We start from the raw sequence: 22,596 nt of genomic DNA on the forward strand, positions 1-22,596 counted from the left end.
CTCGGCGCCCAAAATACAGCCGTCATTGGAATCTGGGCGTTCTCATCACGCCCCGCGGCCGAACTGTTCGGCCACCGCCCGGCGATCGAGCGAGCCTTTCGCAGTATGCGGCAGCGCGCTGGCCTCCTCGAAGGCGGCCGGCACCTCGAAGGCCGCCAGCCGCTCGCGGCAGAACACCGCCAGCTCGCCTGGGGTCGGCGCGGGCGCCTTGCGGGGCACGATGACCGCGGCCACCGTCTCGCCGTACATCTTGTCGGGCAGACCGAACACGGCCACCTCCAAGACGTTGGGGTGGCTGGCCAGCACGCCCTCGACGTGCTCCGGCGAAATCTTTTCCCCGCCGCGGTTGATCAGTTCCTTGATCCGGCCGCGGATGGTCAGATCGCCGGCCGCCGAGAGCGACCCGAGGTCGCCCGTGCGCAGCCATCCGTCGGTGAAGTTGGCGGCCGTGATCGCCGGGTCACCGAGGTAGCCGCGCACCACGGTGGGGCCGCGCAGCCATACCTCCCCGACGCCCTCCGCGGGTAGCGGCTGGCCGTCGGGTCCTACGATCCGGATGTCGGGCCCGGTCGACCGCCCGACCAGACCCGGTGTGGCAGCGGCATTTTCACCGTGGCCGACGCTGGTAGTGGCGACCTGATGGGTCGCCTCCGTCATGCCGAAGGCAGACACCACCGGCGCCGAAAAGGCGGCGCGCAACGCCTGGGCCGTTTCCGCGGTGAGCGGCGCGCTGCAGCTGCGGATGAAGCGCAGCGCGGTCCGACCGTTGGGCGGTTGCTCGGTCTCGGCGCGGTCCAACAGGATCTGGTGAATGGTCGGGACGGCGGTGTACCAAGTGGCCCGCACCGCGGCGATGTCGTCCCAGAACGTGTGCGCCGAGAACCGCCGACGGGCGGGCAGCAGCACCGTCCCTCCGGATGCCAGGGTGGCAAGCAGTCCGGCGATGAGCCCGTGACCGTGATAGAGCGGCATCACCGCGACCGGCGCGTCCCGCGGCCCGAGCCCATAGCCGGCGATGACGGCCCGCACGGAGCCGGCGATGTTTTGGTGGGTCCAGGGGACCATCTTCGGGACACCGGTGGTTCCGCCGGTGAACATGATCATCGCGTCGCCGTCGCGCAGCCCCTCGGGGGCCGAAACGCCTTGCGCGGGCGGCGTCGCGGCGTCCACGGACACCTCGACGGCACGCTCGTGTGAGCCTCCGTCGCGGCCGACGGTCACTGCGATCGGCCAGCACCGCAGCGCCGGTTCGCGCCGGTCGTCGTGCCCCTCACCGTCGACGAGCACCACCCGCGCCCCCGCCGCCTCGACCCGGGTGCGCTGTTCGCTGACAGGCAGGGCCGGGTCCAGCGGGACTACGATCAGCTCCGCCCGTGATGCCGCCAACAAAGCGACGACGAATTCGGCGTTGCTACCGGCACGCAGCCCGACCCGCTCGCCCGGCAGCAGGCCTCCCTTCCGCAGCTGTTTGGCCACCTGGTCGGCCAGTCGGGCGAGGTCGCCGTAGCTGACCGGTGTGCGATCGGAGCTCACCACCAGCGCGGGCGCCGAAGGCTGGCCGCCCGCCGCCGCGACAAGGTCGGCGATGCGCGGGCTTTGGCTCCCCGCCGGTGTCCCCTGCGATTCAACGGCCTCGCGGCCGGTGGACGAATCAGTGCTCATCGCGGCGCTCCTTCCGTCGTCACGAAAGCTCATGCTCGCACCATGCCGCGTCAGCGTCGCTTCAGTCCAATACCGATCCGCTCACTATCGATAATCGGCGACTATCGATAGACCGCGTGAATGGCTGCATAGCGGCTTAGTCTTGGACACCTGCGGGCACCGGGACCACAGTGATGACCAAGGCAAGCACTGCCCCACCTGCAGAGGAGGAGTCGCCACCATGAACACAGTTTCGGCATCTCCCGGTGAAGCGATTCGCTTGACCGACGGCTTCCACCTCGTCGTGGATGCGCTCAAGGCCAACGACATCAACACCATCTATGGAATCGTCGGCATCCCGATCACCGACCTCGCCCGCACCGCGCAGGCGTCGGGCATCCGCTATATCGGCTTCCGGCAGGAGACGTCGGCCGGCAACGCGGCCGCCGCCGCCGGGTTTCTCACGGGCCGGCCCGGCGTGTGCCTGACGACATCCGGCCCCGGCTTCCTCAACGGCCTGCCGGCGCTGGCCAACGCCACCGCCAATTGTTTTCCGGTGATCCAGATCTCGGGCTCCAGCAATCGGGCGATGGTGGACCTGCAGCGGGGTGACTACCAGGACATCGACCAGCTCGGCGCCGCAAGGCCTTTCACGAAGGCGGCGTATCGGATCGGCCGCGCCGAGGACATCGGGCGCGGCGTGGCGCGCGCCATTCGCACCGCGGTCTCCGGGCGACCCGGCGGTGTGTACCTCGATATCCCCGGTGAAGTCCTGGGCCAGGCGATGGACGCTTCGGCCGCGGCGGCCACCGTCTGGCGAGTCGTCGACCCCGCGCCGCGGCAGCTGCCCGCGCCGGAGGCGGTCGCTCGCGCGCTCGACGCGCTCGGCCGGGCGCAGCGCCCGCTGATCGTGCTGGGCAAGGGCGCCGCCTATGCGCAGGCCGACGGCGTGATTCGGAAATTCGTGGAGCAGACCGGCATTCCGTTCCTGCCCATGTCGATGGCCAAGGGTGTGCTGCCGGACTCGCACCCGCAGTCGGTCGCGGCCGCGCGCTCTCTGGCGATCGCGCGCGCCGACGCGGTGTTGCTGCTCGGCGCCCGGCTGAACTGGCTGCTCGGCCACGGGGAGTCACCGCAGTGGTCGGCCGATGCCAAGTTCATCCAAGTCGACGTCGCGGCGTCGGAGTTCGACAGCAACCAGCCAATCGCGGCACCGCTGGCCGGCGACATCGGCTCGGTGCTGGCCGCACTATGCGACGCGGTGGCCACCCATCCGATCGCCGCGCCCGCGGCATGGACGGACGAGCTGGCCGACCGCAAGGCCCGCAACGATGCCAAGATGCGCCAGCGGCTGGCCGAAGACCCGTACCCCATGCGGTTTTACAACGCGCTGGGCGCCATTCGCGCTGTGCTGCAGGACAACCCGGACGTGTACGTGGTCAACGAGGGCGCCAACGCGCTGGACCTGGCCCGCAACGTCATCGAGATGGAATTGCCCCGGCACCGGCTGGACACCGGAACCTGGGGCGTGATGGGTATCGGTATGGGCTACGCGATTGCTGCCGCGGTCGAAACCGGCAAGCCGGTGGTCGCGATTGAGGGCGACAGCGCATTCGGCTTCAGCGGCATGGAAATCGAAACGATCTGCCGCTACCGGCTGCCGGTGACCGCCGTCATCCTCAACAACGGCGGCGTCTATCGCGGCGATGAAGCACCGGCCGGAAGCGATCCGGCGCCCACGGTGCTCAACGCGCGGGCGCGTCACGAGCTGCTCGCGGAGGCGTTTGGCGGCAAGGGATATCACGTGAGGCGCCCGTCGGAGCTGCGGTCGGCGCTGGCCGAAGCGATCGCCGCCCGCGCCCCGTCGATCATCGACTGCCAGCTCGACCCGGCGGCCGGAGTGGAAAGCGGGCATCTGGCGAGCCTGAATCCGACCAGTGCCGCCGCACCGTCGCCGGCGGCGCTCAACGCCGGCGGGTAATGCCCAACAGCTGCGCGTCGAAGAACTCGTTCAGCGCCAGCTGTTGCGCGGACGCCGTGAGCGCACGGGCGATTGGTGAGCCCGGCCCGCCGGAGTTGGTGGCCAGCGCTATTTCTGCCTGTACCACCGGATCGACCATTTCGACCGCGCGGATGTCGGTGCCCAGCGGTGAGGTCCATAGCCACGTGTGCGGGACTATGCAGGCCCAGTTGCCGGTGGCGACCTGCGCCAATAACGAAGCGACGGAGTCGGTCTCGACTTGCGGCGTAACGCTGATGGCGTGGCGGCCGAAGGCTTTGTCAATGATCTGACGGTCCCGCATCTCGGCAGTGAGCAACGCCAAGGGCAATTGCGCGGCCTCCGGCCAAGTCAGCGTCGACGCGCCGGAGGGCAGCATGTCCGCCGAAGACAGCAGCACGTAGTGCTCCTCGTACAGCGGCACCAGGTTGATGTCGTGGCCGTCGTCGGGATCGATGTGCACGATGGCGGCGTCCAGGTCGAACTCGCGCAGGCGCCGGTACAGCTCGGTGGCCGCCAGCCGGGAAAGGATCTGCACCTTCGCCAGCGGATGCTCCGAGCAGAACGCCGACAGGACCAGGGAGGCGGTCGTGGAGGCGGTCGGCACCGTGCCTAGTCGAAGCGTTCCCGTGATGCCGGACCGCACGGCGTGCACCTCGGCCTTGAACGCGTCGTGCTCGGCGAGAATTCGCTTGGCCCACACCACCAATCGCTCCCCTTCGGGGGTGAGGCCCTCGAAGCTGTGCCCGCGGTTGATCAGTGTGACATTGAGCTCTCGTTCCAGCTTGGCGATCGCGGCGGACAGCGCGGGTTGGGAAACGTAGCACTTCTCGGCCGCCCTGGCGAAGTGGCGCTCCTGGGCGACCGCGACGAAGTACTCCAACTGACGGAAAAGCACCCCGCTCCTCCTCGGCCTCCGGGTCCCGATCCCGCTGAGGCTAACGCGTCGCTAGGACGCCAGCCAATCCGGTGTCTGTGACGATCCCAGGACGTCCACCCCGATGCCGCGCCATTCTCGAACGCCCCGCTCATACAAGCCGGAGATCGCATCGGAAACCAGCAGGAGCCGGAAGTCGCGTTCGGACGCTTCGCAGATCGACGTACAAGGGCAGGTCGGGAAGTCGCATCCCGCGAAAACCAAGGTGTCGCTGCCGCTTTGGCGAAGGTGCGGCTCAATGCCGGTGCGGTAGAAGGCACCCCATCTCGGCTTACATCACGTGCTCGGCAGGTCCGATCTGCTGGCATCCGCCGGCCAGCAACAATTCGTAGTCCAGTTCATCAGCGCGGGGCAACACTTCCGCGGCGATCTGCGAACCGGCGCTGCCCGGCAGCGCAATTCGCGCACCCCGCTCTATCGAGCGGCGGCGCACCAAGCCGACGTTCGACCCATCGGCCCGGTGCAGGCGGATTGCGTGCACAGGGAAGCCCCCGCTGCCGGAAGGCCGCCGCCAGCCGGGCCATCGCGGGATCGCGGCGTAGGTGCCCTCGACCGGCATGGCGGCATCGCCACCCGGCATGTCCACGAAATCGCGCTGCAGTCGATCAGCACCAATGCGGCCGAACCCGCCGATGGACGAATGCAGGGATCGTTTGCGGTCATGTCTGTTCCTTGCCGGCTCCCGTGGCGGGATCGGACGCAACCGGTGGTCGGATCGTTACCGGGGCGAGTCGAAAAAGCAGCCAAATGTTTGCTGAAAGCCGTAATGGGTAGACAGGCAGTAGAATACCGTTGTGTTGACTGCACCATCGCGAAGGGTGAGGGCCATGCGCCGAGCGGTTCGTTGTCTATTCGTGATGATGGTTTTTGCCGGCATGGCCGCGTTGGGTAGCGGCACCCGTAGCCTGGCCGCCGTCCCGCTACCCGAGCCATTCCCCGGAGTTGCCGCGGTTTTGCCCGCTAGCGGAGCGGTGGTGGGCGTGGCGCACCCGGTCGTCGTCACCTTCCGCGCGCCGGTGACCGATCGCGTCGGCGCCGAACGGACCATCCACGTCACGTCGCCCAGTAATATGCCGGGACACTTCGAGTGGGTCGAGAACAATGTCGTGCAGTGGGTTCCGAACCACTACTGGCCCGCGCACTCGCACGTTTCGGTTGGGGTGCAGGCCCTGACCACGGGTTTTGAGACCGGTGACGCGCTACTCGGTGTCGCCAGCCTGTCCGAGCACACGTTCACCGTCAGCAGAAACGGAGAGGTTCTTCGCACCATGCCGGCGTCGATGGGCAAGCCCAGCCGTCCGACGCCGATCGGCAGCTTCACCGCCCTGGAAAAGGACCGCACCGTGGTGATGGACTCGCGCACTATCGGTATCCCGCTGAGTTCACCCGAGGGATACAAGATCACCGCGTCGTACGCGGTGCGGATCACCAACAGCGGCGTCTACGTGCACTCGGCCCCCTGGTCGGTTGACTCGCAGGGCCACGCCAACGTCAGTCACGGATGCATCAACCTGAGCCCGGACAACGCGGCCTGGTACTTCAACCAGGTGAACGTCGGCGATCCCGTCGAGGTCGTGGCCTGACCCGCTGCCTGGTGCACCCCTCCGCCGGCGTCGACTTGTTGTGCAATTCCGCGACATTCGGGCACGACAACTCCACGTTCGGCTCACGTTGAGAGACAAGACAATCCGCCCCCGCCCGCGACCTAGCCGGGCAACCCGTTCTTGATGGCTGCGGCTTGCTTGCGCCCGATGTCGGTCGCCACGGCGGGATCGATCGGATCGTTGGGCGCGCTGTCGAATTCGAGATTGACCAGCGCCTTGCCCTGGGTGAACAACATCACCGTAACCGCTTGCGAATTGTCCGGCGAATTACCGGAAATCATCGACCCGTTGGAACCTACATCCACCGGCTGCCAGGCACCGGTGACCTTCCCGCGGTAATTGGCCTTGGTGTTCTCCAGGCCGGCCACCGCGGCAGCGGGATCGGCCACGATCAAGATCGTGTCCCCGATGCGGCGGCTGTTGTCGGCACTGGCGAAAAGCTGCGCAACGCCCGCCGCATTATTGGGGTTCAGCACCGGCGGCTGCGGGGTGGTGAGATCCCCGCCGATATCGCTGGGCTTGATCAGCAACGAGCTGTAGTCGGTGGGTTGTCCCGGCGACGGGCTCGTCACCGCGCTCGAGCCGGCGGATGACGAGGTGGCGCTCGAGGATGTCGTCGAGGACGTCGATGAGGAGGTGTTGTGGTCGTCGCCGCAGCCGGTGGTCGCGGTGCCCACCACAATGGTGGCGACCGCCCAGCCGGCGACGGTGATCCGCGTGAGCTCCATGGGATTCCTTCCACGTCAATGCACAGTTCCGCCGCGGCGCCTGACGCTACTGCGAAATGCCGACCCGGACAAGGCCGGCGCCGGGAACATGCCCGCCGGTCGGTGCCTATGCTGGCGTTGCGGCAGGGCGAGTTGCGGGGTGAGGAGTGCACGATGGTGGGTGCGGCGGCGCGTGCGGTGCGGTTCGACCGTTATGGGGACAGTGACGTGTTGTACGTGGCCGACGTCGACATGCCGTCGCCGGGCCCCGGTGAGGTGGTGGTCGAGGTCCGTGCGGCCGGCATCAACCCCGGCGAAGCTGCGATCCGCTCCGGGGCGATGCATCAGATGTTCCCTGCCACCTTTCCGTCCGGTGAGGGCAGCGACCTCGCGGGCATGGTGACCGCCGTAGGACCCGGGGTGACCGAGTTCCGCGTCGGCGACGAGGTCCTGGGCTTCAGCTTCCGCCGATCCAGTCACGCCACCCACACCGCCGTTCCGGTGGATCAACTGATCCGCAAGCCTCCCCAATTGAGTTGGGAAGTGGCCGGTTCGCTCTATGTCGTCGGTGTGACGGCCTATGCTGCCGTCCGCGCGGTCGCGCCGCAACCGGGTGAGACGGTCGCCGTGTCGGCGGCCGCGGGCGGCGTCGGCGGCCTCGTTGTGCAACTGTTGGTGCCGCGCAAGGCACGAGTGCTCGGCATCGCAGGGCCGGGCAACGCCGACTGGCTGCGCGCGCATGGTGTCACCCCGATCGCCTACGGTGACGGCCTCGAGGCGCGGCTGCGCGAGGCGGCGCCGGACGGCATCGACGCGTTCATCGACCTGTTCGGCCCCGAGTACGTCCAGCTCGCCGTGGATCTCGGCGTGGCGCCGGAGCGAATCGACACCATCATCTCGTTCCAGAAGGCGGGTGAAGTCGGCGCCAAGACGGAAGGCAGCGCCGACGCGTCGACTCCGGAAGTGCTTGCCGAGATGGCCGACCTGATCGTCACCGGCGCCATCGATTTCGAGATTGCAGCCACCTATCCGCTCGATCGGGTCGCCGACGCCTTCGAAGAGCTCGAAAAGCGGCACACCCGCGGCAAAATCGTGCTGTTGCCCCAAGGTTCGTTGTGAGCTTGCCTGGCCGACTATGACGGTGGCCGCGCGCCGCCCGACGGCACAGGGACCCGGTGCCCATCAAACTCGTTTCATCAACGAGACGTGCACCACAGCGCGCACTTCGGCGCCGCCGAACACGGCCCGGGGCAAGGGCCTACCCTCGAGGGCATGGCCATAACTCTGCAGGATCCCAGGGTCTCGACCGTCCTCGACCGGATGTATACCGAAGCGAAGAACCAGATGTCGCGGCTGCGCGAGAGGCATGGCGACTTCGACCGGCCGATGAGTGCGAAGGAGCGTGCCGACGCCATGAGCGAGTTCTACATCCCGGTAACACCCGAGGCCGGGCGCCTGCTGTATTCGTTGGTGCGGGCGACCCGCCCGACCACGGTGGTGGAATTCGGGATGTCGTTCGGCATCTCGGCCCTTCATCTGGCGGCGGCGGTGCGAGACAACGGCGCGGGCCGCGTGGTGACCACCGAGCTGAACGCCGACAAGATCAGCGCGGCCAAGCAAACATTCGCCGACACCGGTCTGGCCGATGTGATCACCGTCCTGGAAGGGGACGCCTTGTCCACGCTGGCCGGCTTCGACGGACCGGTCGAGTTCGTCCTGCTCGACGGCTGGAAGGATCTCTACCTACCGGTGATCGAGCTGCTCGAACCGCGCCTGTCGACGGGCGCGTTGGTGGTCGCCGACAACACCAGCGCCGCCGACACCCAGCCCTATCTCGACCGGGTGCGCAACCCCGACAACGGCTACGTGAGCTTCAACTTCCTGGTCCGCGAAAGCGACAGCATGGAAATCAGCTGCCGCGCAGGCGATTAGCCCTACCGCAGCGACTCCTCCAGCCACGGCGTCAGCCACTTCACGCCTTCCGGGGTGAGGTGGACGCCGTCACTGCGCACCTTGATGCCGTCCACCTTGGCGGTGTAAACGCCGTCCGGGCATAGCTTTTTGTTCAGATCCAGTATCTGGACATTCGGATGGTGGGCAACCGTCTTGCGCAGCATGGTGTTCCAGAGTTTGACCCGATCGGGTTGGTCCTCCGGGTACAGGCGTCCGTCCGGCTTTTCCCCGCCCCGGCTGTAGGGCACGGTGGCCACCACCACGCGAACACCGGTGGAGCCCACGATGTTCAGGGCCCGCTCAAGTTCACCGTTGAGGTAGGCGTCAAAAGTCGGGTCGCCGATGTGGGTCCACTGACCCTCGTTGACCCGATCGACGGTCTCCCAACGGCCGATGATCAACAGCGCGGCGTCCGGCCGGTCCCGGTTCATCTGCGCCGACCACCTGATGGGCCAGCCGTCGCATTCGGACCGCTGCTCAAGGGTTTGGCCGATGTACCGGTACGGCGTGCCACGCACCAGGCTGCAGCCGATGACGGTGTGGTCGACGAACGCGAATCCCGGGGTCGGCGGGAGGTAGTGCATCCAGGTCCACCCGATCGAATCGCCGAACACCGAAACGGTGAACGGTCGGTTGGGATCCCGCGGCCCCGGGCGGCTGCCACCCGGCGGCGACGGGGAGACCGCGGCCACCGCCGAGACACCGGGCGGCAGCCCGGGCTCGCGCAACGCCGGTCCGGTACCCACCGGAATCGCCAGCAGTGTGACCGCCGCGGCGCTGGCCACCGTGGCGGCCGCCAGCGGCAACAGCGGCACCCGCGCGGGTCGCCAGCGCCGAATGGGTTGTTCGATCAGCCACCATGACGCCGCGGCCACCGCCACCGTGGCGCCGCACCGGGCGGCGAACAGCGGCAGCCCGGACCATCCGGTGCGTTCGCCGTTGAGGGCCAGGAAGATTGGCCAGTGCCACAGGTACACGCCGTAGGAGATGGTGCCGAGCCACACCAAGGGGGGCAGGGCCAGGATGCGGGCGATCGCTCCGCGCTGCTCCAGCGCCACGGGCGCCACCACCAGGACGGAGGCGATCGCGACCCCGATCAGCAGGCCGTGGCGAAACTCGCCGGCGCTGCCCGTCGCGAAGTGAGTCGCCGCGGCAAGCCCCGCCAGACCGATCACCGGCAGCACCCGGGCGACCCGCCGTGCCCATCGGGTCCGGATCAGGCACCAGCCGCGGTTCAGCGAGGGCCAATCCCTCACCAGCAGTGCGGCTGCCGCGGCGCCGGTCAACAACGCCTGCGCGCGGGTGTCGGTGCCGAAATAGATCCGGTCCCGCGTGCTGTCCGACGCAACGACCACGGCGAGAGCGGCGGACGCCAGCGCGCCAACGGTCGCGATGACGAAGGTGACGAACCGCACGTCGCCCACGGTGGTCCGCCTGAAGTAGCGCCTCGCGCGCGCGGCCAGCAGCAGCGTCACCGCGATCAGCAGCACCGGCCAGACGAAGTAATACTGCTCCTCCACCCCGAGCGACCAGGTGTGCTGGAGCGGCGACGGCGGAGCGCCCTGGGTGAAATAGTCGGTCTTCTGGGCCACGAACCGCCAATTGGCCACCCACAGGAAGGCCGCGATGGCGTCATTGCGCAACCCGGCGAGGGCCTGGCTGGGTAGCAGTTCGCGGGCGGCGGCGACGGTGAGCACCATCAACACCAGCGCCGGCAGCAGCCGTCGCGCCCGCCGAATCCAAAAGCCGGTCAGCTCAATGCGGCCGGTGCGTCGCAGCTCATCGAGCAACAGCGAGGTGATCAGGAACCCGCTGAGCACGAAGAAGACGTCGACGCCGATGAAGCCGCCGGCCACCCCGGGGATTCCGCCATGCCCGACGAGCACCAGCGCGACGGCGATCGCGCGAAGGCCGTCCAGCGCGGGAATGCCGCTGCGTCGCTCCGGTTGGTCCCAGATGGCGAGGCGGCCGGCGCGACGCACGGGAGCAACCCATCGCGGCCGCCCGGCAGAAGGCACCGGTGCGGGGTCGCTCCCGCCCGGCTCAATGTCCGCTACTAACCCGCCCTGGCCCATGCCGATACGTCGCTGCCCCTCCTCTAGATCGCAGTCAGCCTAGTGGCGACGCCTCCTGATTCAGGAGAAGACACGCGAAGACACGCAACGGTTTTCCCGTACCGAGCGGTCCTAGATCGGTGCCGCCGGCTTCCCGTCGACGTTCACATCGACGAGGCCCAGTCCCAGCTCGTCGAGGACCTCTGCGGTGTCGGCGCCCAACTCCGGGGCTGGACCGGCGACTCGACCCGGCGTCCGGGAAAACCAGGTCGGCACACCCGGGAATCGCACGGGGCCGTGCGGCGTGTCAACGGTCTCGAAAAAGCCGACGGCGTTGAGGTGATCGTCGTCGAACAAGGTTGCCGGACTTGACAACGCCGCGGCCGGTATTTCCAGTTCGCGGAACAATTCGAGCCATTCGTGGGTGGTTCGCTGCGCCAGTGTTTCGGCGAGCAACGCGTACACCGCGTCGATCTGACGCGCGCGTCGCTCGAGCGTGGCGTACAGGTCGCTGGCCCACGGGGGTCGCACGGCTTTCATGAACGCGGCCCAATGCTTGTCGTTGTAGATCAGTGCGGCGATGTAGCCGTCGCTGGTGCGATAAGGCCGCCGGTTCGGGGCCACCGTGCGCGGGTAAACGGCGGGGCCCAGGGGCGGATCAAACATGGCGCCGTTGGCGTGTTCGACCAGCATGAAGGACGCCATCGTCTCGAACATGCCGACTTCGACCTCTTGGCCCTCGCCGGTGCGTTCGCGGTGGAACAGCGCCATCATGGTGGCGTAGAGCGCCGTGAGACCGGCAACCTTGTCGGCTAGTATCGTGCCGACGTAATTGGGTTCGCCGGTCAACTGCTCTTGGACGTACGGCAGCCCGCATGCCGCCTGGATGGTGTCGTCGTAGGCGGGCAGATCCGCCTTCGGCCCACGCCGGCCGTACCCGTAGCAGTTGGTGTAGACGATGCTGGGGTTGATCGCCGCCACCTCGTCGTAGCCGAATCCGAGCCTGGCCACCGCCTTCGCCCGCATCGAGTGAATGAAAACGTCGGCCTGCTCAATGAGCGCTCGCAGCACCGACTTTCCGTCCTCGGACTGCAGGTCGGCGGTGATGCCCCGCTTGCCGCGGTTGACGTTGACGAAGACGCCGCCCATGCCCCGAACCGGCCCCACGGAGATGTAGCGGGTGTCGTCGCCCTGCGGGGGCTCGACCTTGATCACGTCGGCGCCCATGTCGGCCATGATCTGGGTGCAATAGGGTCCCATCACCATCGCGGTGAGATCCACCACGCGCACGCCGGCGAGCGGGCCGGCGCGATTGGCGCGGCTAGACATGGCGGGCGCCTTCCTTTCGTGCCGCGCTCTCGAAGCTGTAGCGGATGTGGTCGGTATGGCCATCGGGCACGACGGGAAACACCAGCGGCGCATCGAGATAACGGATCGCATCGAGCTGTGCGGACACGTCTTCGATGGACCACGACGAGCGATGCACCCCGGGCGTCTCGGCGACCACCGCCCGGGCCACCCGGCCGGCGATGGCGACCAGCATCTCCCCGGTCACTGGGCAGGCTTCATGGGCCAGCAGGCCCACCACGGGCGCCACCAGCTCGGCGCCCATCGGCGGATACGCCGAAATGTCGAGCCCCTCGGCCATTCTGGTCACGGCCGACGGAACGATCACGTTGCACAGCACACCCTCCGCGGCGCCTTCGAGCGCGATGGCGTTGGACAGGCCCACCAGGCCGGCCTTGGCGGCGGCATAGTTCGCGACGCCGTGATTGCCGTACAGGCCGCCGATCGACGACGTCAGTACGATGCGGCCGTAGTGGGCGTCGCACATGAGCGGGAACGCGGGGCGCACCACGTGGAAGGCGCCGCGCAGATGGACGTCGATGACGGCATCGAAGTCCTCGTAGCTCATCTCCCGCAACGACGCGCGCCGCACGTTGCCGGCGTTGTGAATCAGGATGTCGATCCGCCCGTAGGGATCGAGCGCCGCGTCGATGATCGCCCGGCCGCCCTCGGCCGTCGCGACCGACTCGGTGCACGCGACCGCTTCGCCGCCCGCCGCCGCAATCTCGGCCGCCACCTGTTGTGCGGGACCGGCGTCCGTGCCGTCCCCGGTGAGGTCGCTGCCCGTGTCATTGACCACGACCTTGGCGCCCCGGGAGGCTAGCAGCAGCGCGTAGGCGCGTCCCAGTCCCCTGCCCGCGCCGGTCACCACGGCCACCCGGTTGTCGAATCTGAGTTCAGGGGTCACGATCCCAGCACCAGGCCATCCAGGTCGCCTTTGTCGCGCCACTCCGCCAGCAGCTCACCGAAGGCGTAGAAGCCCGGACCGTACGGTTCGCCCAGGTGTGAGCGGATGCCCTCGCCATCCTTGATGCCGGCGCCCCCGCCTTCGTTGTTGTAATAGCCTGGCGTGCATTCCAAGTCGAACTGGCTGTTGTCGATCGCGGTGTCCCGGATCGTTTTGCACCACTCGTCTTGCGCCTCTTGGCTGGGCTCGACGGTGACCGCACCGCGGGCCAGCGCCTGGGAGATGATGTAGGCGATGTGCTCGCCCTGCAGCTCATAGTTGGCGGCGATGTTCGCCGAGATGCCGACCTGGGTGAATCCGGTGAAGAACTGGTTGGGGAAGCCGCGGCTGGTCATCCCGTGCAAGGTCTTGTAGCCGTCGCGCCAGTGGTCGAAGAGCGACACGCCGTCGCGTCCCTCGACGGCGTCGATGGAGTAGCGCCGGCTGATCTCCGTGGTGATCTCGAAGCCGCTGGCGTAGATGATGCAATCGACCTCGTACTCAACACCATTGGCGATCAGCCCGTTTTTTGTCGCCCGCTCGACGCCCTTGGTCGAAGACACGTCGACCAGCGTGACATTCGGACGGTTGAAGGTCTGCAGGTAGTCGTCGTTGGTGCACGGCCGTTTGCACAGGAACCGGTAGTACGGCTTGAGCGACTCGGCGGTGTCCGGATCCCCGACGAGGCTCTCGACGCGGCGCCGCAGCCGCTCCATGACCTTGTAGTCCTCTTCCTCCCGGATGGCCATGAATTGCTCCGGGGTCATCGCCGCCGGATCGGCCAGGGCCAAGACTCGCGCGGCGGTGTTGCGGCCGAGCTCGGTCCAGAAGTCACAGACGTAGTCGGGCTGACCGAGCGCCATGCCCTCGAACGTCCAGGCATGGAAGTTGCGCTGCCGCTCCTTTTGCCAGCCCGGGCGCAGCGTCTTCACCCAGTCGGGGTCGGTCGCCGCGTTGTTGCGCGCGCCCACCGACGACGGCGTGCGCTGAAAGACGTACAGATGCTTGGCGTACCGGCCCAGGAAGGGCACGATCTGGACGCCGGTCGCCCCGGTGCCGACGACGGCGATCCGCTTGTCGGCGAGCTTGTGCAGCCCGCCCGAGGTGTCCCCGCCGGTGTATCCGTAGTCCCAGCGCGACGAGTGGAAGCTGTGCCCCCGGAATTCCTTGATCCCGGGAATCCCCGGCAGCTTCGGCCGGTGGAAGGGACCGGACGCCATCACCACGAACCGCGCCCGGATGTCGTCACCGCGGTCCGTGCCGACGCGCCAGCGCTTGATCGACTCGTCCCAGTACAACTCGCGGACCTGAGTGGAGAAGATCGCGGAATCGTATAGGCCGTAGTGCTTTCCGATGCGCCGGCAATGGTCGTAGATCTCGGCGCCGTCGGCGAACTTCTTGGAGGGGATGAAGTTCAGTTCCTCGAGCAGCGGCACGTAGCAATAGGATTCGTTGTCGCACTGGATGCCGGGATAGCGGTTCCAATACCATACGCCGCCGAAGTCGCCGCCCAGCTCGATGATCCGGACGTCGTCGACTCCCGCCTTCTTCAGGTACGCCCCGCACAGCAGGCCCCCGAAGCCGCCGCCCAGCACGGCGACGTCGATGTCCTGGACGATGGGGTCGCGAACCAGCGGCGGCGAGTGCGGGTCGGTTTCGTAGTATCCGGCAAAGTCGTCGACGAGTTCGACGTACTGCTTGGAACCCTCTGGGCGCAGCCGCTTTTCGCGCTCCCGACGGTACTTTTCGCGCAGCGCGCCGATGTCGATGTCGTCCGGCGTCTGCGTGGGCGGGCAGTTCGGATCCGTCATGCCAGGGCGTCCTCCGGGAGCGCCGCGGGATGCAAGGGCGCCTTCATTTCCTGGACGGCGGGCAGCACCTCTTTCGCGAACAACCGCGTGCTCGCCATCGCCTCTTCGTAGGGCATCGTGCCGAACTGCGGAACGATCGTCAGCTCGCAGAACGAGCACGCCTCCTGCGCAGCGGTGATGCGGTTGAAGATCTCCTCCGGGGTCCCGATCAGCAGATTGGACGCGTGGTAGCCCGGGGTCTTGGACGGGCCGCCCTTCGGGTCACCGGTGACCGAGGAGGCGAGCACCGCGGTCGCGGTGGCCTCCCGCGCCGCGTAGGCTTCATACCCCTTGACACCCTTGAAGTTCGACGCGTCGGCGAACCCGTAGTGCACGGTGACGTCGCGGTTGGCGGTCCAGATCCATTCCTCGGATCTGGCGGGATCCTCGTTGGTGCAGTACATGAACATCACGTTCTTCGGCTGGCAGGGCGGCAGGCCTTCCTTCTTGCGGAACGTGTTGACCTTCTGCACTTCTCGTCCGGCATCCTCGATCGGCTTGTTGCCCACGAACAGCGGAATCATGCCGCGCCGGGCCAGGATCTCCAGCGACTCGGCGGTCGACGACGAGCTGTAGATCCGCGAAAACAGGTCGCGGCTGCGCGGCTCCGGGCGAAGCGACATCTCGGGGACCTTGAAGATCTCACCCTCGTAGGAGAACCGCTCCCCCGACAGCGCCAGCTGCAGGACGTCGAGGGTTTCGTTGAACCGCTGCCGGCTCTCCTCACGGGGCACGCCGACGGCGTCGAACTCTCCCTTCGAGACCCCGCGGCCGATCCCGATCGTCGTGTAGCGCCCGTTGGACAGGATGTCGAGGTAGGCGATCTGGTGCGCCAGCCGGACCGGATGCCACCACGGCGCGACAACGACGAAGGTGCCCAGGCTGACCCGTTCGGTGCGTCCGGCGAAATAGCTCAACGCCTGAATCGGGTTGGGCGTCATGCCATATGGTGTTCCGCAGTGCTCCGGCATCCAGATGCCGTCGAACCCGAGCGGTTCGGCCAGATCGGCGATCGCGAGGGTGGCCTGCACGCACTCGGCGTCCGGTGTTGCGGGCGGGCTGCTGAAATCGCCGGCCAGCACGCGATCCCAGTCGTGGGAGTTGTGCGATCCGAACCCAAGATTGACTTTCATCGATCAGACCTCTTCCTGTCGGCGAGCTAGTTCACGGGGTGCACCGGTGCCCATGTATTCGGCGAGGTTGCGGTGCAGGTTTGCGGTGGCGCGCTCCATGTAGGGGTTGGGCCTGGGTCCGGCGAAGGCTAAAGACTTCATCCCCTGCTGAACGGCGGCCATGTTGGAGAAGTCCTGGGGCAGCACGCTGCGCCAGCCCGGATCGTCCGGCGGCGCGTACACCCATTCGGTCTGCGGCTCTTCCCCTTTGGGATACAGCTCGTAGCATGAGGCCTCGAAGATGCACTTGTCCGGGTCGTAGCCGTATGGCCGGGCGCTGTAGCACAGCGCGGTGGTCAGGCCCTGCCCGATCTGGAAGTTGGGAAATATCTGCCACGCGGTGCCGCTCTTGGCCAGGTGTTCGGGGTCGATGCTCGGCCACACCACGCCGCGGGCGGCATCGTCCCGCCGCGCCGAGGACAGCCAGTGCTCGAGCACCTGGCCGGCCGGCGCGTCCTCGGGCAGCTCGTCGACCAGGCGGCGCGCCGCCTCCACCAGCGTCTTGGTGGTGGTGGCGTTGGTTTCCGCCAGCGTGTAGAGCTGCATCTCGGCCGTCGAGACGCGGGGGTCGGCTCCGGTGCCCAGGCGGATCTTGGATTGCGTTTCCTCCAGATCCTTCGGCGCGTCGTAGCCGATGTTGCTGTGCTTGCCCTGCGCCATCGCCCAGCCGCGAAAGTTGCCGAACTTGTTGAACTGCGGGTGCGTGGTGGCGACGTGGTAGGTCTCGTTGAACGCCTCCATGGCGACCTTCCAATTGCACCCGAAATGCAGCCATTTGCGCCATTTGCAGCGCATGTCCTGCAGCCCGAAGGGATCGAGCATGGTGGCGGCGGGCTCGAGGTAGTCGCGCAGCGGTTCGCACGCCGGATCCATATTGATCCAGATCCAGCCGCCCCAGGTGTCGACGCTGACCGGCGCCAGATGCGTGTTCTCCGGCGTCAGCGCACCCTGCCAGTCCTGCTTCTCCGGCACGTGGATGCAGGTGCCGTCCTGGTCGTAGGTCCAGCCGTGGAACCCGCACACGAACGACTTCCTGTGGCCGCACGCACTTTTGGCCCCATCGGGAGCGTCGACCAGGCGACGGCCCCGGTGCATGCACACGTTGTGGTGCGCCTTGAAAGCGTCGGGTCCGGTGCGCACCACCAGAATGGAATCGTCGAGGATGTCGTAGGTGAGGTAACTGCCCACCCGGGGTAGATCTTCGACGCGCCCGACTTGTTGCCACACCTTGCGCCACAACTTGTCGCGCTCGGCGCGGACGTAGTCCGCGGAGATGTAGGCGTCCACCCCGATCACCACCGGCGCGGTCAGGCCGTCAGTCACATCCATCCAATTCCTCGCTTTCCCAACGTGTTATGGCCGCGCGGAACGTTTCGTCCTTGAGGAACAGGGAGGTGTTGTCGGCGCCCAGGTGCCCCCATCGGAGGTTCAGGCCGCCGTCCACCAGCAGCGTCTGCCCGGTGATGTAGCTCGAAAGATCCGACAGCAGGAACACAATGGCGCCGGCCACCTCCTCCGGGCAGCCGCGGCGCCCCATCGCGATGGCGCGACGGTCACGCCCGGGATCCTCGTCGACGTAGGTGCCCGACGCGGGCGTCTTGGTGACGCCGGGGGCCACGGCGTTGACCCGGATGCCGTCCTGGGCCAGCTCGAGCGCCATGGTGCGCGTCACCGCCGCGATCGCGGCCTTGGCCGTGCCGTAGGCGATGTGGAACGGCGCGGTGTTCATCCCGCTGATCGACGAGAGGGAAACGATCGACCCCGGACGCTTGCCCCGCTTCAGATCCGCGGCCACAGCCTGGCTCATGAAGAACATCGTCTCCAGATTGCGGCTGAACAGCTCTCGCCAGTCGCTGCGCGTCACCCGGGTCGACGGCATCCAGGTCGACGGGTCCGCCCCACCCGCGACATTGACCAGGCCGTGCAGCGCACCCCCGGTCCGCCGCACCGCCTCGAGCGCGGCGCTCACCCCCTCGTCGGTGGAAGCGTCGGCCGCGACCGGCACTATCGAGAGACCATCGGCCTGTAGGGGGCCCAGGTGCCGGTCCAGGTTGTCTTGCCCGCGGCTCACCGCGACCACGGTCGCCCCCGCCTCGGCGACCATGCGCGTGACGGCCGTCCCGATGCCGCCGCCTGCAGCGCCCGAGACGACGACGACGCGCCCGTCCAGCGCAAGAGGATTACGATCCATCGGCTATATTGTCCGGACAAAATAATGACGTGCACTCATTAGAAAGCATGATTCTCCGGCAATGCCGTGCACGTCAAGGGCGAAGCTCTAGTTCGCCCGTTCTATTGTCTGGACTAATAGGCGGTTGCTATCGTGCGAGCGGTGAGAGCGGGAACCGGATTGTCGCAGGATGCAGGTCGCTACTCGGCCGCGCGGCCGCCGCGCCTTGCGGATGGCTGGAGCCTGACGAGGCTCACCCCGCCCAGCCGGTTGTTCGGTGCCAACGGATTGCGCACCGGCCCCGACGGCCGCGTCTACATCGCCCAGGTCACCGGCAGCCAGATCAGCGCGCTCGACGTGGCGACCGGGCGGCTGGATGTGATCAGCGCCAAGGGCTCAGAAATCGTGGCACCCGACGACGTCGCCTTCGACCCGAACGGCAACCTCTACGCGACCGAAGTGATGGACGGTCGGGTGAGCGCGCTCGACGCGGGCGGCCGCATCCGGGTGTTGCGCGACGACGTGCCGTCGGCCAACGGGATCACCTTCCACCGGGGCCGGTTGTTCATCGGGGAGTGCCGGGAGGGCGGGCGGCTGCTGGAACTCGACCCGAACGGGGGCGCGCCGCGGGTGCTGCTGGAGCACGCGCCGTCGCCCAACGCCATGGAGGTCGGCCCCGACGGCATGCTCTACTTCCCGTTGATGGGCGCCAACGAAATCTGGCGCATCGACCCCGACGGCGGTGACCCGCAACGCGTTGCCGGCGACCTCGGCGTCCCGGACGCGGTGAAATTCGATTCGAGCGGCCGCATCGTCTCGACGCAGGTGCACAGCGGCCAGGTACTGCGCATCGATCCCCGCAGCGGCGAGCGCACCGTGCTGGCGACCCTGAATCCCGGCCTGGACAACCTCACCTTCGTCGGCGAACGACTGTTCGTTTCGAATTTCACCGGCGAGATCACCGAGATCCTCGGCGACGGAGAGTGCCGGACGGTGCTGCCGGGTGGGCTGAATTGGCCGCTGGACCTGGCCGTCGATGTCGACGGGAGCCTCTACATCGCCGACGGAACCTACTTCTACGTCCTGCGTGCCGCCGGCGACGATCGCGAGCGCGGCGGAGCCGGGCGAAGCGGGTCGTCGCCCATCAGACCCGGCATCCTGCGGACCGCTGGAATGCTGTTCAGCCCCGGCTATCCCGGCTTCCTGCGCGGGCTGGCCCGCCTGCGCGCCGGGGAGTTCGTCGTCACCACATCCAACGGCCAGGTCGCCCGCTACCGGCCGGCCAGCAACGAAAGTGCGGTGCTGGCAGAGGGTTTCGATCAGCTCTACGGAGTGGCCGTCGCTCCCGGCGGCGCCGTCGTGGCCGCCGAACTGGGTGCCGGTCGGGTGCTGTCGATCGGATCCGGCGGTGTCGAGGTGCTGGCCTCCGGGCTCGCCGACCCGGTCGGGGTGGCGATCACTGCGGACGGCGCCTGTCTGGTCGCCGAGGCCGCCGCGGGGCGGGTGACCAAGCTCGACGGCACCGGTCCCGTGCTGGACGGGTTGCAGCGGCCCCAGGGCATCCTCGTGCTCGACGGGCAGCTCTACGTCGTAGACGCCGGCGCCAAGGAACTCGTCGCGTTCGACCTGGAAGCCGGGACGCGGCGCCTGATCGCGTCGGACCTGCCGGTGGGCGCGCCACCCGGCGTGCTCCCCAAGCCGCTGCTCGGCATGCCGCCGTTCTCCGGGCCGCAGGGGCCGTTCGCCGGCATCGCCGCCGGCGCGGACGGCACGCTGTACGTTTCGGCGGACGCCGAGGGCAGCGTGCTGGCGATACGGCGCGACGCACCCAAGGACCGCTGAAGTGTCAGAAGCCAAAGTCGTCGACCATCGCTACCTGCAGGTCGCGCGCACCCTGCGCAAAGAGATCGTCGACGGGGTGTATCCCGTGGGCTCCCAACTGCCGACCGAACACGAGCTCTGCGAACGATTTTCGGTCAGCCGATACACCATTCGCGAGGCGCTGCGCCGGTTGCGTGAAGACAATCTGGTGTCGTCGCGGCCGCGCGCCGGAACCCTCGTCGTGCCGCGGCCCACCTCGGATTCCTATGTCCAGCACGTCATGTCGATCAACGACCTGCTGGCGTTCGCCACCGGCACGCGTTTCGCGATCGAATCCGTCGCCATGGTCACCCTCGATGACGAGTTGGCCGCCCGGACCGGGCTGGCCGGCGGCGAGCAGTGGCTCACCGTCCGGGGAGTTCGCCGGCCCGACGGCGCGGAGCCTTCCGAGCCCGCGCTGTGCCGCACCGAGTACTACATCAACCGCGCGTTCGCCGCGGTGGGAAGGCTGCTCCAACGCCACGAGGGCCCGATCTTCCCCCTGATCGAAGACCTGTTCGGCCTGAGCATCGTCGAGGTCCATCAAGAAATCGCGGCGGTGCTTATCGGAACCGCGTTGGCGTGCGGCCTTGACGTCGAGGCCGGGACGCCGGCGCTGCAGGTGCGACGCACCTACACGACGTCTGACCGGCAGGTGGCCCAGGTCACGATCAACACCCATCCTGCGTCGCGCTTCCGGCATTCGATGACGATGCGGCGCATGAAAAGCTAGCTGGCATCACCGCCATGCCGAGAAACGACCGAAAGCTGATCGCCGGACGTTCGGTCCGTTGGGACGACGAACGCGCCGCCGACGCCTACGCGCGCGGCTGGTGGGTTCGCGGCACCCTGGCCGGCTCGCTGCGCGAGGCAGCACGACTTACGCCGCAACGGCCGGCGGTGGTCGACGGCGATCGGCGGGTGGACTGCCGCACCCTGTGCCAGCAGGCGACGACGCTGGCGCACGCCCTGCACGCCCGCGTTCCGCCCGGCAGCGTGGTGTCGTTCATGTTGCCCAACTGGCATGAGGCCGCGGTCGTCTACCTGGCCGCGACGCTGGCCGGAATGGTGGCCAACCCCATCCTGCCGTCGATGCGGGACCGGGAACTGCGTTTCATCCTCGAGGACGCCGACAGCCGCGTGGTGTTTGTCCCCTCGCGTTTCGGCCGCCACGACTACACCGCGATGCTGGCCCGGGTGACCGCTCAGCTGGAGTCACCGCCCGAGGTGGTGGTGGTCCGCGGGGATGCCGGTGCCGGCCAGACGCCGTTTACCTCGCTGCTCGACGAACCGGCGCCGCCGCGACCGCTGCCCACCGTCGACCCCGACGCGGTGCGCATGATCCTCTACACGTCGGGGACCACCGGGCGCCCGAAAGGCGTGCTGCACAGCCATAATTCGATTCATGCGCTGATTCGTCAGATCCGTGATCATTGGCTGGTCGAGCCGGGCGACGCGTTTCTGGTCGCGTCGCCGATCGCTCACATCGGCGGCTCCATCTACGCTTTCGAGTGCCCGCTGCTGCTCGGTACGACCGCTGTGCTGATGGACCGGTGGGACGCCGACGAGGCGGTCCGGCTCGTGCTCGCGCAGCGGTGCACCCACATGGCCGGGGCGACGCCGTTTTTAGAGCAACTGCTCGCCGCCGCGCAGCGCGCCGGCACGCGGCTGCCCGACCTGAAGCTGTTCGTGTGTGGCGGCGCCTCGGTGTCGCCGTCGTTGATCCGCAGGGCCGCATCGTATTTCGAGCGGGCGGCGGTGACCCGGGTTTACGGGTCGACAGAGGTTCCGGTCACCACGATCGGGTCGCCCCGCGACGTCGATCGCGCCGCCGACACCGACGGACGCGTCGGCCTGGCCGCCATCAAGCTCGTCGCGGGCGAAATCCGCGCGCGCGGACCGCAGATGCTGGTCGGGTATCAGCACCGCGACGACGAGGCCGAAGCCTTTGATGCCGAGGGATATTTCCGCACCGGAGACCTTGGGCGTTGGGTCGACGACGACTACTTGCTGGTGACCGGGCGGGCCAAGGACATCATCATCCGCAACGGCGAGAACATCTCACCTAAGGAGGTCGAGGACATCCTGGCGACCCACCCGGGCATCGCCGAGATCGCCATCGTCGGGCTGCCGGATGAGCGGACCGGAGAGCGCGCCTGCGCCGTGGTCGTTCCCACGGCCAGACCGGGCCCGGACGTCGTGTCCTTGCGCGGCTTCCTGGAGGACGCCGGCTTGGCCCGCTTCAAAACGCCCGAGCAGGTGGTCATTTGGGACGTCTTACCCAAAAACGACGCGGGGAAGATACTCAAGCACCAGATCAAGGCGGCGCTGATGGAAGCAGGCCATTGAAAATGCC

17 protein-coding genes and 1 pseudogene are annotated in these 22,596 nt (G+C 67.7%); 7 read left to right on the plus strand and 11 right to left on the minus strand.

All coding sequences use genetic code 11. The features are described 5' to 3' along the window. Positions 1–45 precede the first annotated feature (45 nt). Positions 46–1,662, minus strand: coding sequence for a FadD7 family fatty acid--CoA ligase (locus tag A5764_RS17445; RefSeq protein ID WP_067114867.1), 1,617 nt, complete (start codon positions 1,660–1,662; stop codon positions 46–48). Positions 1,663–1,882: 220 nt separating this feature from the next. Between A5764_RS17445 and oxc the strand changes: the two genes are divergently transcribed. Further along, entirely contained in the window at positions 1,883–3,622 is a 1,740-nt protein-coding gene (gene oxc / locus A5764_RS17450) for an oxalyl-CoA decarboxylase (RefSeq protein ID WP_067114773.1), read from the plus strand. Here the strand turns inward: oxc and A5764_RS17455 are convergent. Together A5764_RS17455 and A5764_RS30120 are read right to left on the minus strand one after the other, a co-directional pair. Further along, complete coding sequence (locus A5764_RS17455; protein ID WP_067114775.1) at positions 3,606–4,538, minus strand: LysR family transcriptional regulator; 933 nt, start codon at positions 4,536–4,538, stop codon at positions 3,606–3,608. The two genes, oxc and A5764_RS17455, sit on opposite strands and share 17 nt — an antisense overlap. A 51-nt stretch (positions 4,539–4,589) precedes the next feature. Further along, positions 4,590–5,406: pseudogene (locus tag A5764_RS30120) on the minus strand (cysteine hydrolase family protein). Here A5764_RS30120 and A5764_RS17465 point away from each other — a divergent pair. Beyond that, positions 5,405–6,160 (plus strand): L,D-transpeptidase family protein, encoded by a 756-nt coding sequence (locus A5764_RS17465; protein WP_067114777.1) that lies wholly within the window; start codon positions 5,405–5,407, stop codon positions 6,158–6,160. The pseudogene A5764_RS30120 and the gene A5764_RS17465 overlap by 2 nt on opposite strands. A gap of 122 nt (positions 6,161–6,282) precedes the next feature. Here the strand turns inward: A5764_RS17465 and A5764_RS17470 are convergent, their stop codons facing one another. Then, positions 6,283–6,909: a hypothetical protein gene (locus A5764_RS17470; RefSeq protein WP_067114779.1), complete on the minus strand. Its 627-nt coding sequence runs from the start codon at positions 6,907–6,909 to the stop codon at positions 6,283–6,285. Between the two features lie 153 nt (positions 6,910–7,062). Here A5764_RS17470 and A5764_RS17475 point away from each other — a divergent pair, with 153 nt between their 5' ends. Next, positions 7,063–8,007 carry an NADP-dependent oxidoreductase gene (locus tag A5764_RS17475; protein ID WP_067114869.1) on the plus strand — a complete coding sequence of 315 codons (945 nt, stop codon included), beginning with the start codon at positions 7,063–7,065 and terminating at the stop codon, positions 8,005–8,007. 153 nt (positions 8,008–8,160) lie between these two features. Beyond that, a complete protein-coding gene (locus A5764_RS17480; RefSeq protein WP_067114870.1) occupies positions 8,161–8,820 on the plus strand; it encodes a class I SAM-dependent methyltransferase in 660 nt (219 codons plus the stop codon). Between the two features lie 2 nt (positions 8,821–8,822). Here the strand turns inward: A5764_RS17480 and A5764_RS17485 are convergent, their stop codons facing one another. The 7 genes from A5764_RS17485 to A5764_RS17515 form a co-directional block, all read right to left on the minus strand. Beyond that, a complete protein-coding gene (locus A5764_RS17485; RefSeq protein ID WP_369807336.1) occupies positions 8,823–10,916 on the minus strand; it encodes an acyltransferase family protein in 2,094 nt (697 codons plus the stop codon). Positions 10,917–11,027: 111 nt separating this feature from the next. Continuing rightward, a complete protein-coding gene (locus tag A5764_RS17490) occupies positions 11,028–12,224 on the minus strand; it encodes a CaiB/BaiF CoA-transferase family protein (protein ID WP_067114781.1) in 1,197 nt (398 codons plus the stop codon). Then, entirely contained in the window at positions 12,217–13,119 is a 903-nt protein-coding gene (locus A5764_RS17495; protein WP_067114871.1) for an SDR family NAD(P)-dependent oxidoreductase, read from the minus strand. The genes A5764_RS17490 and A5764_RS17495 overlap by 8 nt, the downstream gene beginning before the upstream one ends. Before the next feature lie 26 nt (positions 13,120–13,145). Then, positions 13,146–14,999 (minus strand): NAD(P)/FAD-dependent oxidoreductase, encoded by a 1,854-nt coding sequence (locus A5764_RS17500; RefSeq protein ID WP_067114782.1) that lies wholly within the window; start codon positions 14,997–14,999, stop codon positions 13,146–13,148. Further along, complete coding sequence (locus tag A5764_RS17505) at positions 14,996–16,171, minus strand: LLM class flavin-dependent oxidoreductase (protein ID WP_067114783.1); 1,176 nt, start codon at positions 16,169–16,171, stop codon at positions 14,996–14,998. Before A5764_RS17505 ends, A5764_RS17500 begins: the two co-directional genes overlap by 4 nt. 3 nt (positions 16,172–16,174) lie before the next feature. Beyond that, positions 16,175–17,539, minus strand: coding sequence for an SRPBCC family protein (locus A5764_RS17510; RefSeq protein WP_067114785.1), 1,365 nt, complete (start codon positions 17,537–17,539; stop codon positions 16,175–16,177). Then, positions 17,526–18,401: an SDR family NAD(P)-dependent oxidoreductase gene (locus A5764_RS17515; protein ID WP_067114787.1), complete on the minus strand. Its 876-nt coding sequence runs from the start codon at positions 18,399–18,401 to the stop codon at positions 17,526–17,528. The genes A5764_RS17510 and A5764_RS17515 overlap by 14 nt, the downstream gene beginning before the upstream one ends. 159 nt (positions 18,402–18,560) lie before the next feature. Between A5764_RS17515 and A5764_RS17520 the strand changes: the two genes are divergently transcribed. Genes A5764_RS17520 through A5764_RS17530 form a run of 3 tightly spaced genes read left to right on the plus strand, consistent with a single transcriptional unit; the run spans position 18,561 to position 22,589 of the window. Beyond that, a complete protein-coding gene (locus A5764_RS17520; protein ID WP_067114789.1) occupies positions 18,561–20,222 on the plus strand; it encodes an SMP-30/gluconolactonase/LRE family protein in 1,662 nt (553 codons plus the stop codon). Between the two features lies 1 nt (position 20,223). After that, positions 20,224–20,973 carry a GntR family transcriptional regulator gene (locus A5764_RS17525; RefSeq protein WP_067114792.1) on the plus strand — a complete coding sequence of 250 codons (750 nt, stop codon included), beginning with the start codon at positions 20,224–20,226 and terminating at the stop codon, positions 20,971–20,973. A gap of 14 nt (positions 20,974–20,987) precedes the next feature. Further along, positions 20,988–22,589, plus strand: a complete 1,602-nt coding sequence (locus tag A5764_RS17530) for an AMP-binding protein (RefSeq protein WP_067114794.1) — start codon at positions 20,988–20,990, stop codon at positions 22,587–22,589. The last annotated feature ends 7 nt before the right edge of the window (positions 22,590–22,596 follow it).

This window comes from Mycobacterium sp. 852002-51057_SCH5723018 (assembly GCF_001667035.1).
Taxonomy (GTDB): Bacteria; Actinomycetota; Actinomycetes; order Mycobacteriales; family Mycobacteriaceae; genus Mycobacterium.

Bases quoted from the DNA above. Each gene is read 5' to 3' on its own strand.
- A5764_RS17510 (WP_067114785.1), bottom strand. From the start codon at position 17,539: ATGGATGTGACTGACGGCCTGACCGCGCCGGTGGTGATCGGGGTGGAC.
- A5764_RS17465 (WP_067114777.1), top strand. From the start codon at position 5,405: ATGCGCCGAGCGGTTCGTTGTCTATTCGTGATGATGGTTTTTGCCGGC.
- oxc (WP_067114773.1), top strand. From the start codon at position 1,883: ATGAACACAGTTTCGGCATCTCCCGGTGAAGCGATTCGCTTGACCGAC.
- A5764_RS17445 (WP_067114867.1), bottom strand. From the start codon at position 1,662: ATGAGCACTGATTCGTCCACCGGCCGCGAGGCCGTTGAATCGCAGGGG.
- A5764_RS17515 (WP_067114787.1), bottom strand. From the start codon at position 18,401: ATGGATCGTAATCCTCTTGCGCTGGACGGGCGCGTCGTCGTCGTCTCG.
- A5764_RS17475 (WP_067114869.1), top strand. From the start codon at position 7,063: ATGGTGGGTGCGGCGGCGCGTGCGGTGCGGTTCGACCGTTATGGGGAC.
- A5764_RS17490 (WP_067114781.1), bottom strand. From the start codon at position 12,224: ATGTCTAGCCGCGCCAATCGCGCCGGCCCGCTCGCCGGCGTGCGCGTG.
- A5764_RS17530 (WP_067114794.1), top strand. From the start codon at position 20,988: ATGCCGAGAAACGACCGAAAGCTGATCGCCGGACGTTCGGTCCGTTGG.
- A5764_RS17485 (WP_369807336.1), bottom strand. From the start codon at position 10,916: ATGGGCCAGGGCGGGTTAGTAGCGGACATTGAGCCGGGCGGGAGCGAC.
- A5764_RS17470 (WP_067114779.1), bottom strand. From the start codon at position 6,909: ATGGAGCTCACGCGGATCACCGTCGCCGGCTGGGCGGTCGCCACCATT.
- A5764_RS17500 (WP_067114782.1), bottom strand. From the start codon at position 14,999: ATGACGGATCCGAACTGCCCGCCCACGCAGACGCCGGACGACATCGAC.
- A5764_RS17505 (WP_067114783.1), bottom strand. From the start codon at position 16,171: ATGAAAGTCAATCTTGGGTTCGGATCGCACAACTCCCACGACTGGGAT.
- A5764_RS17480 (WP_067114870.1), top strand. From the start codon at position 8,161: ATGGCCATAACTCTGCAGGATCCCAGGGTCTCGACCGTCCTCGACCGG.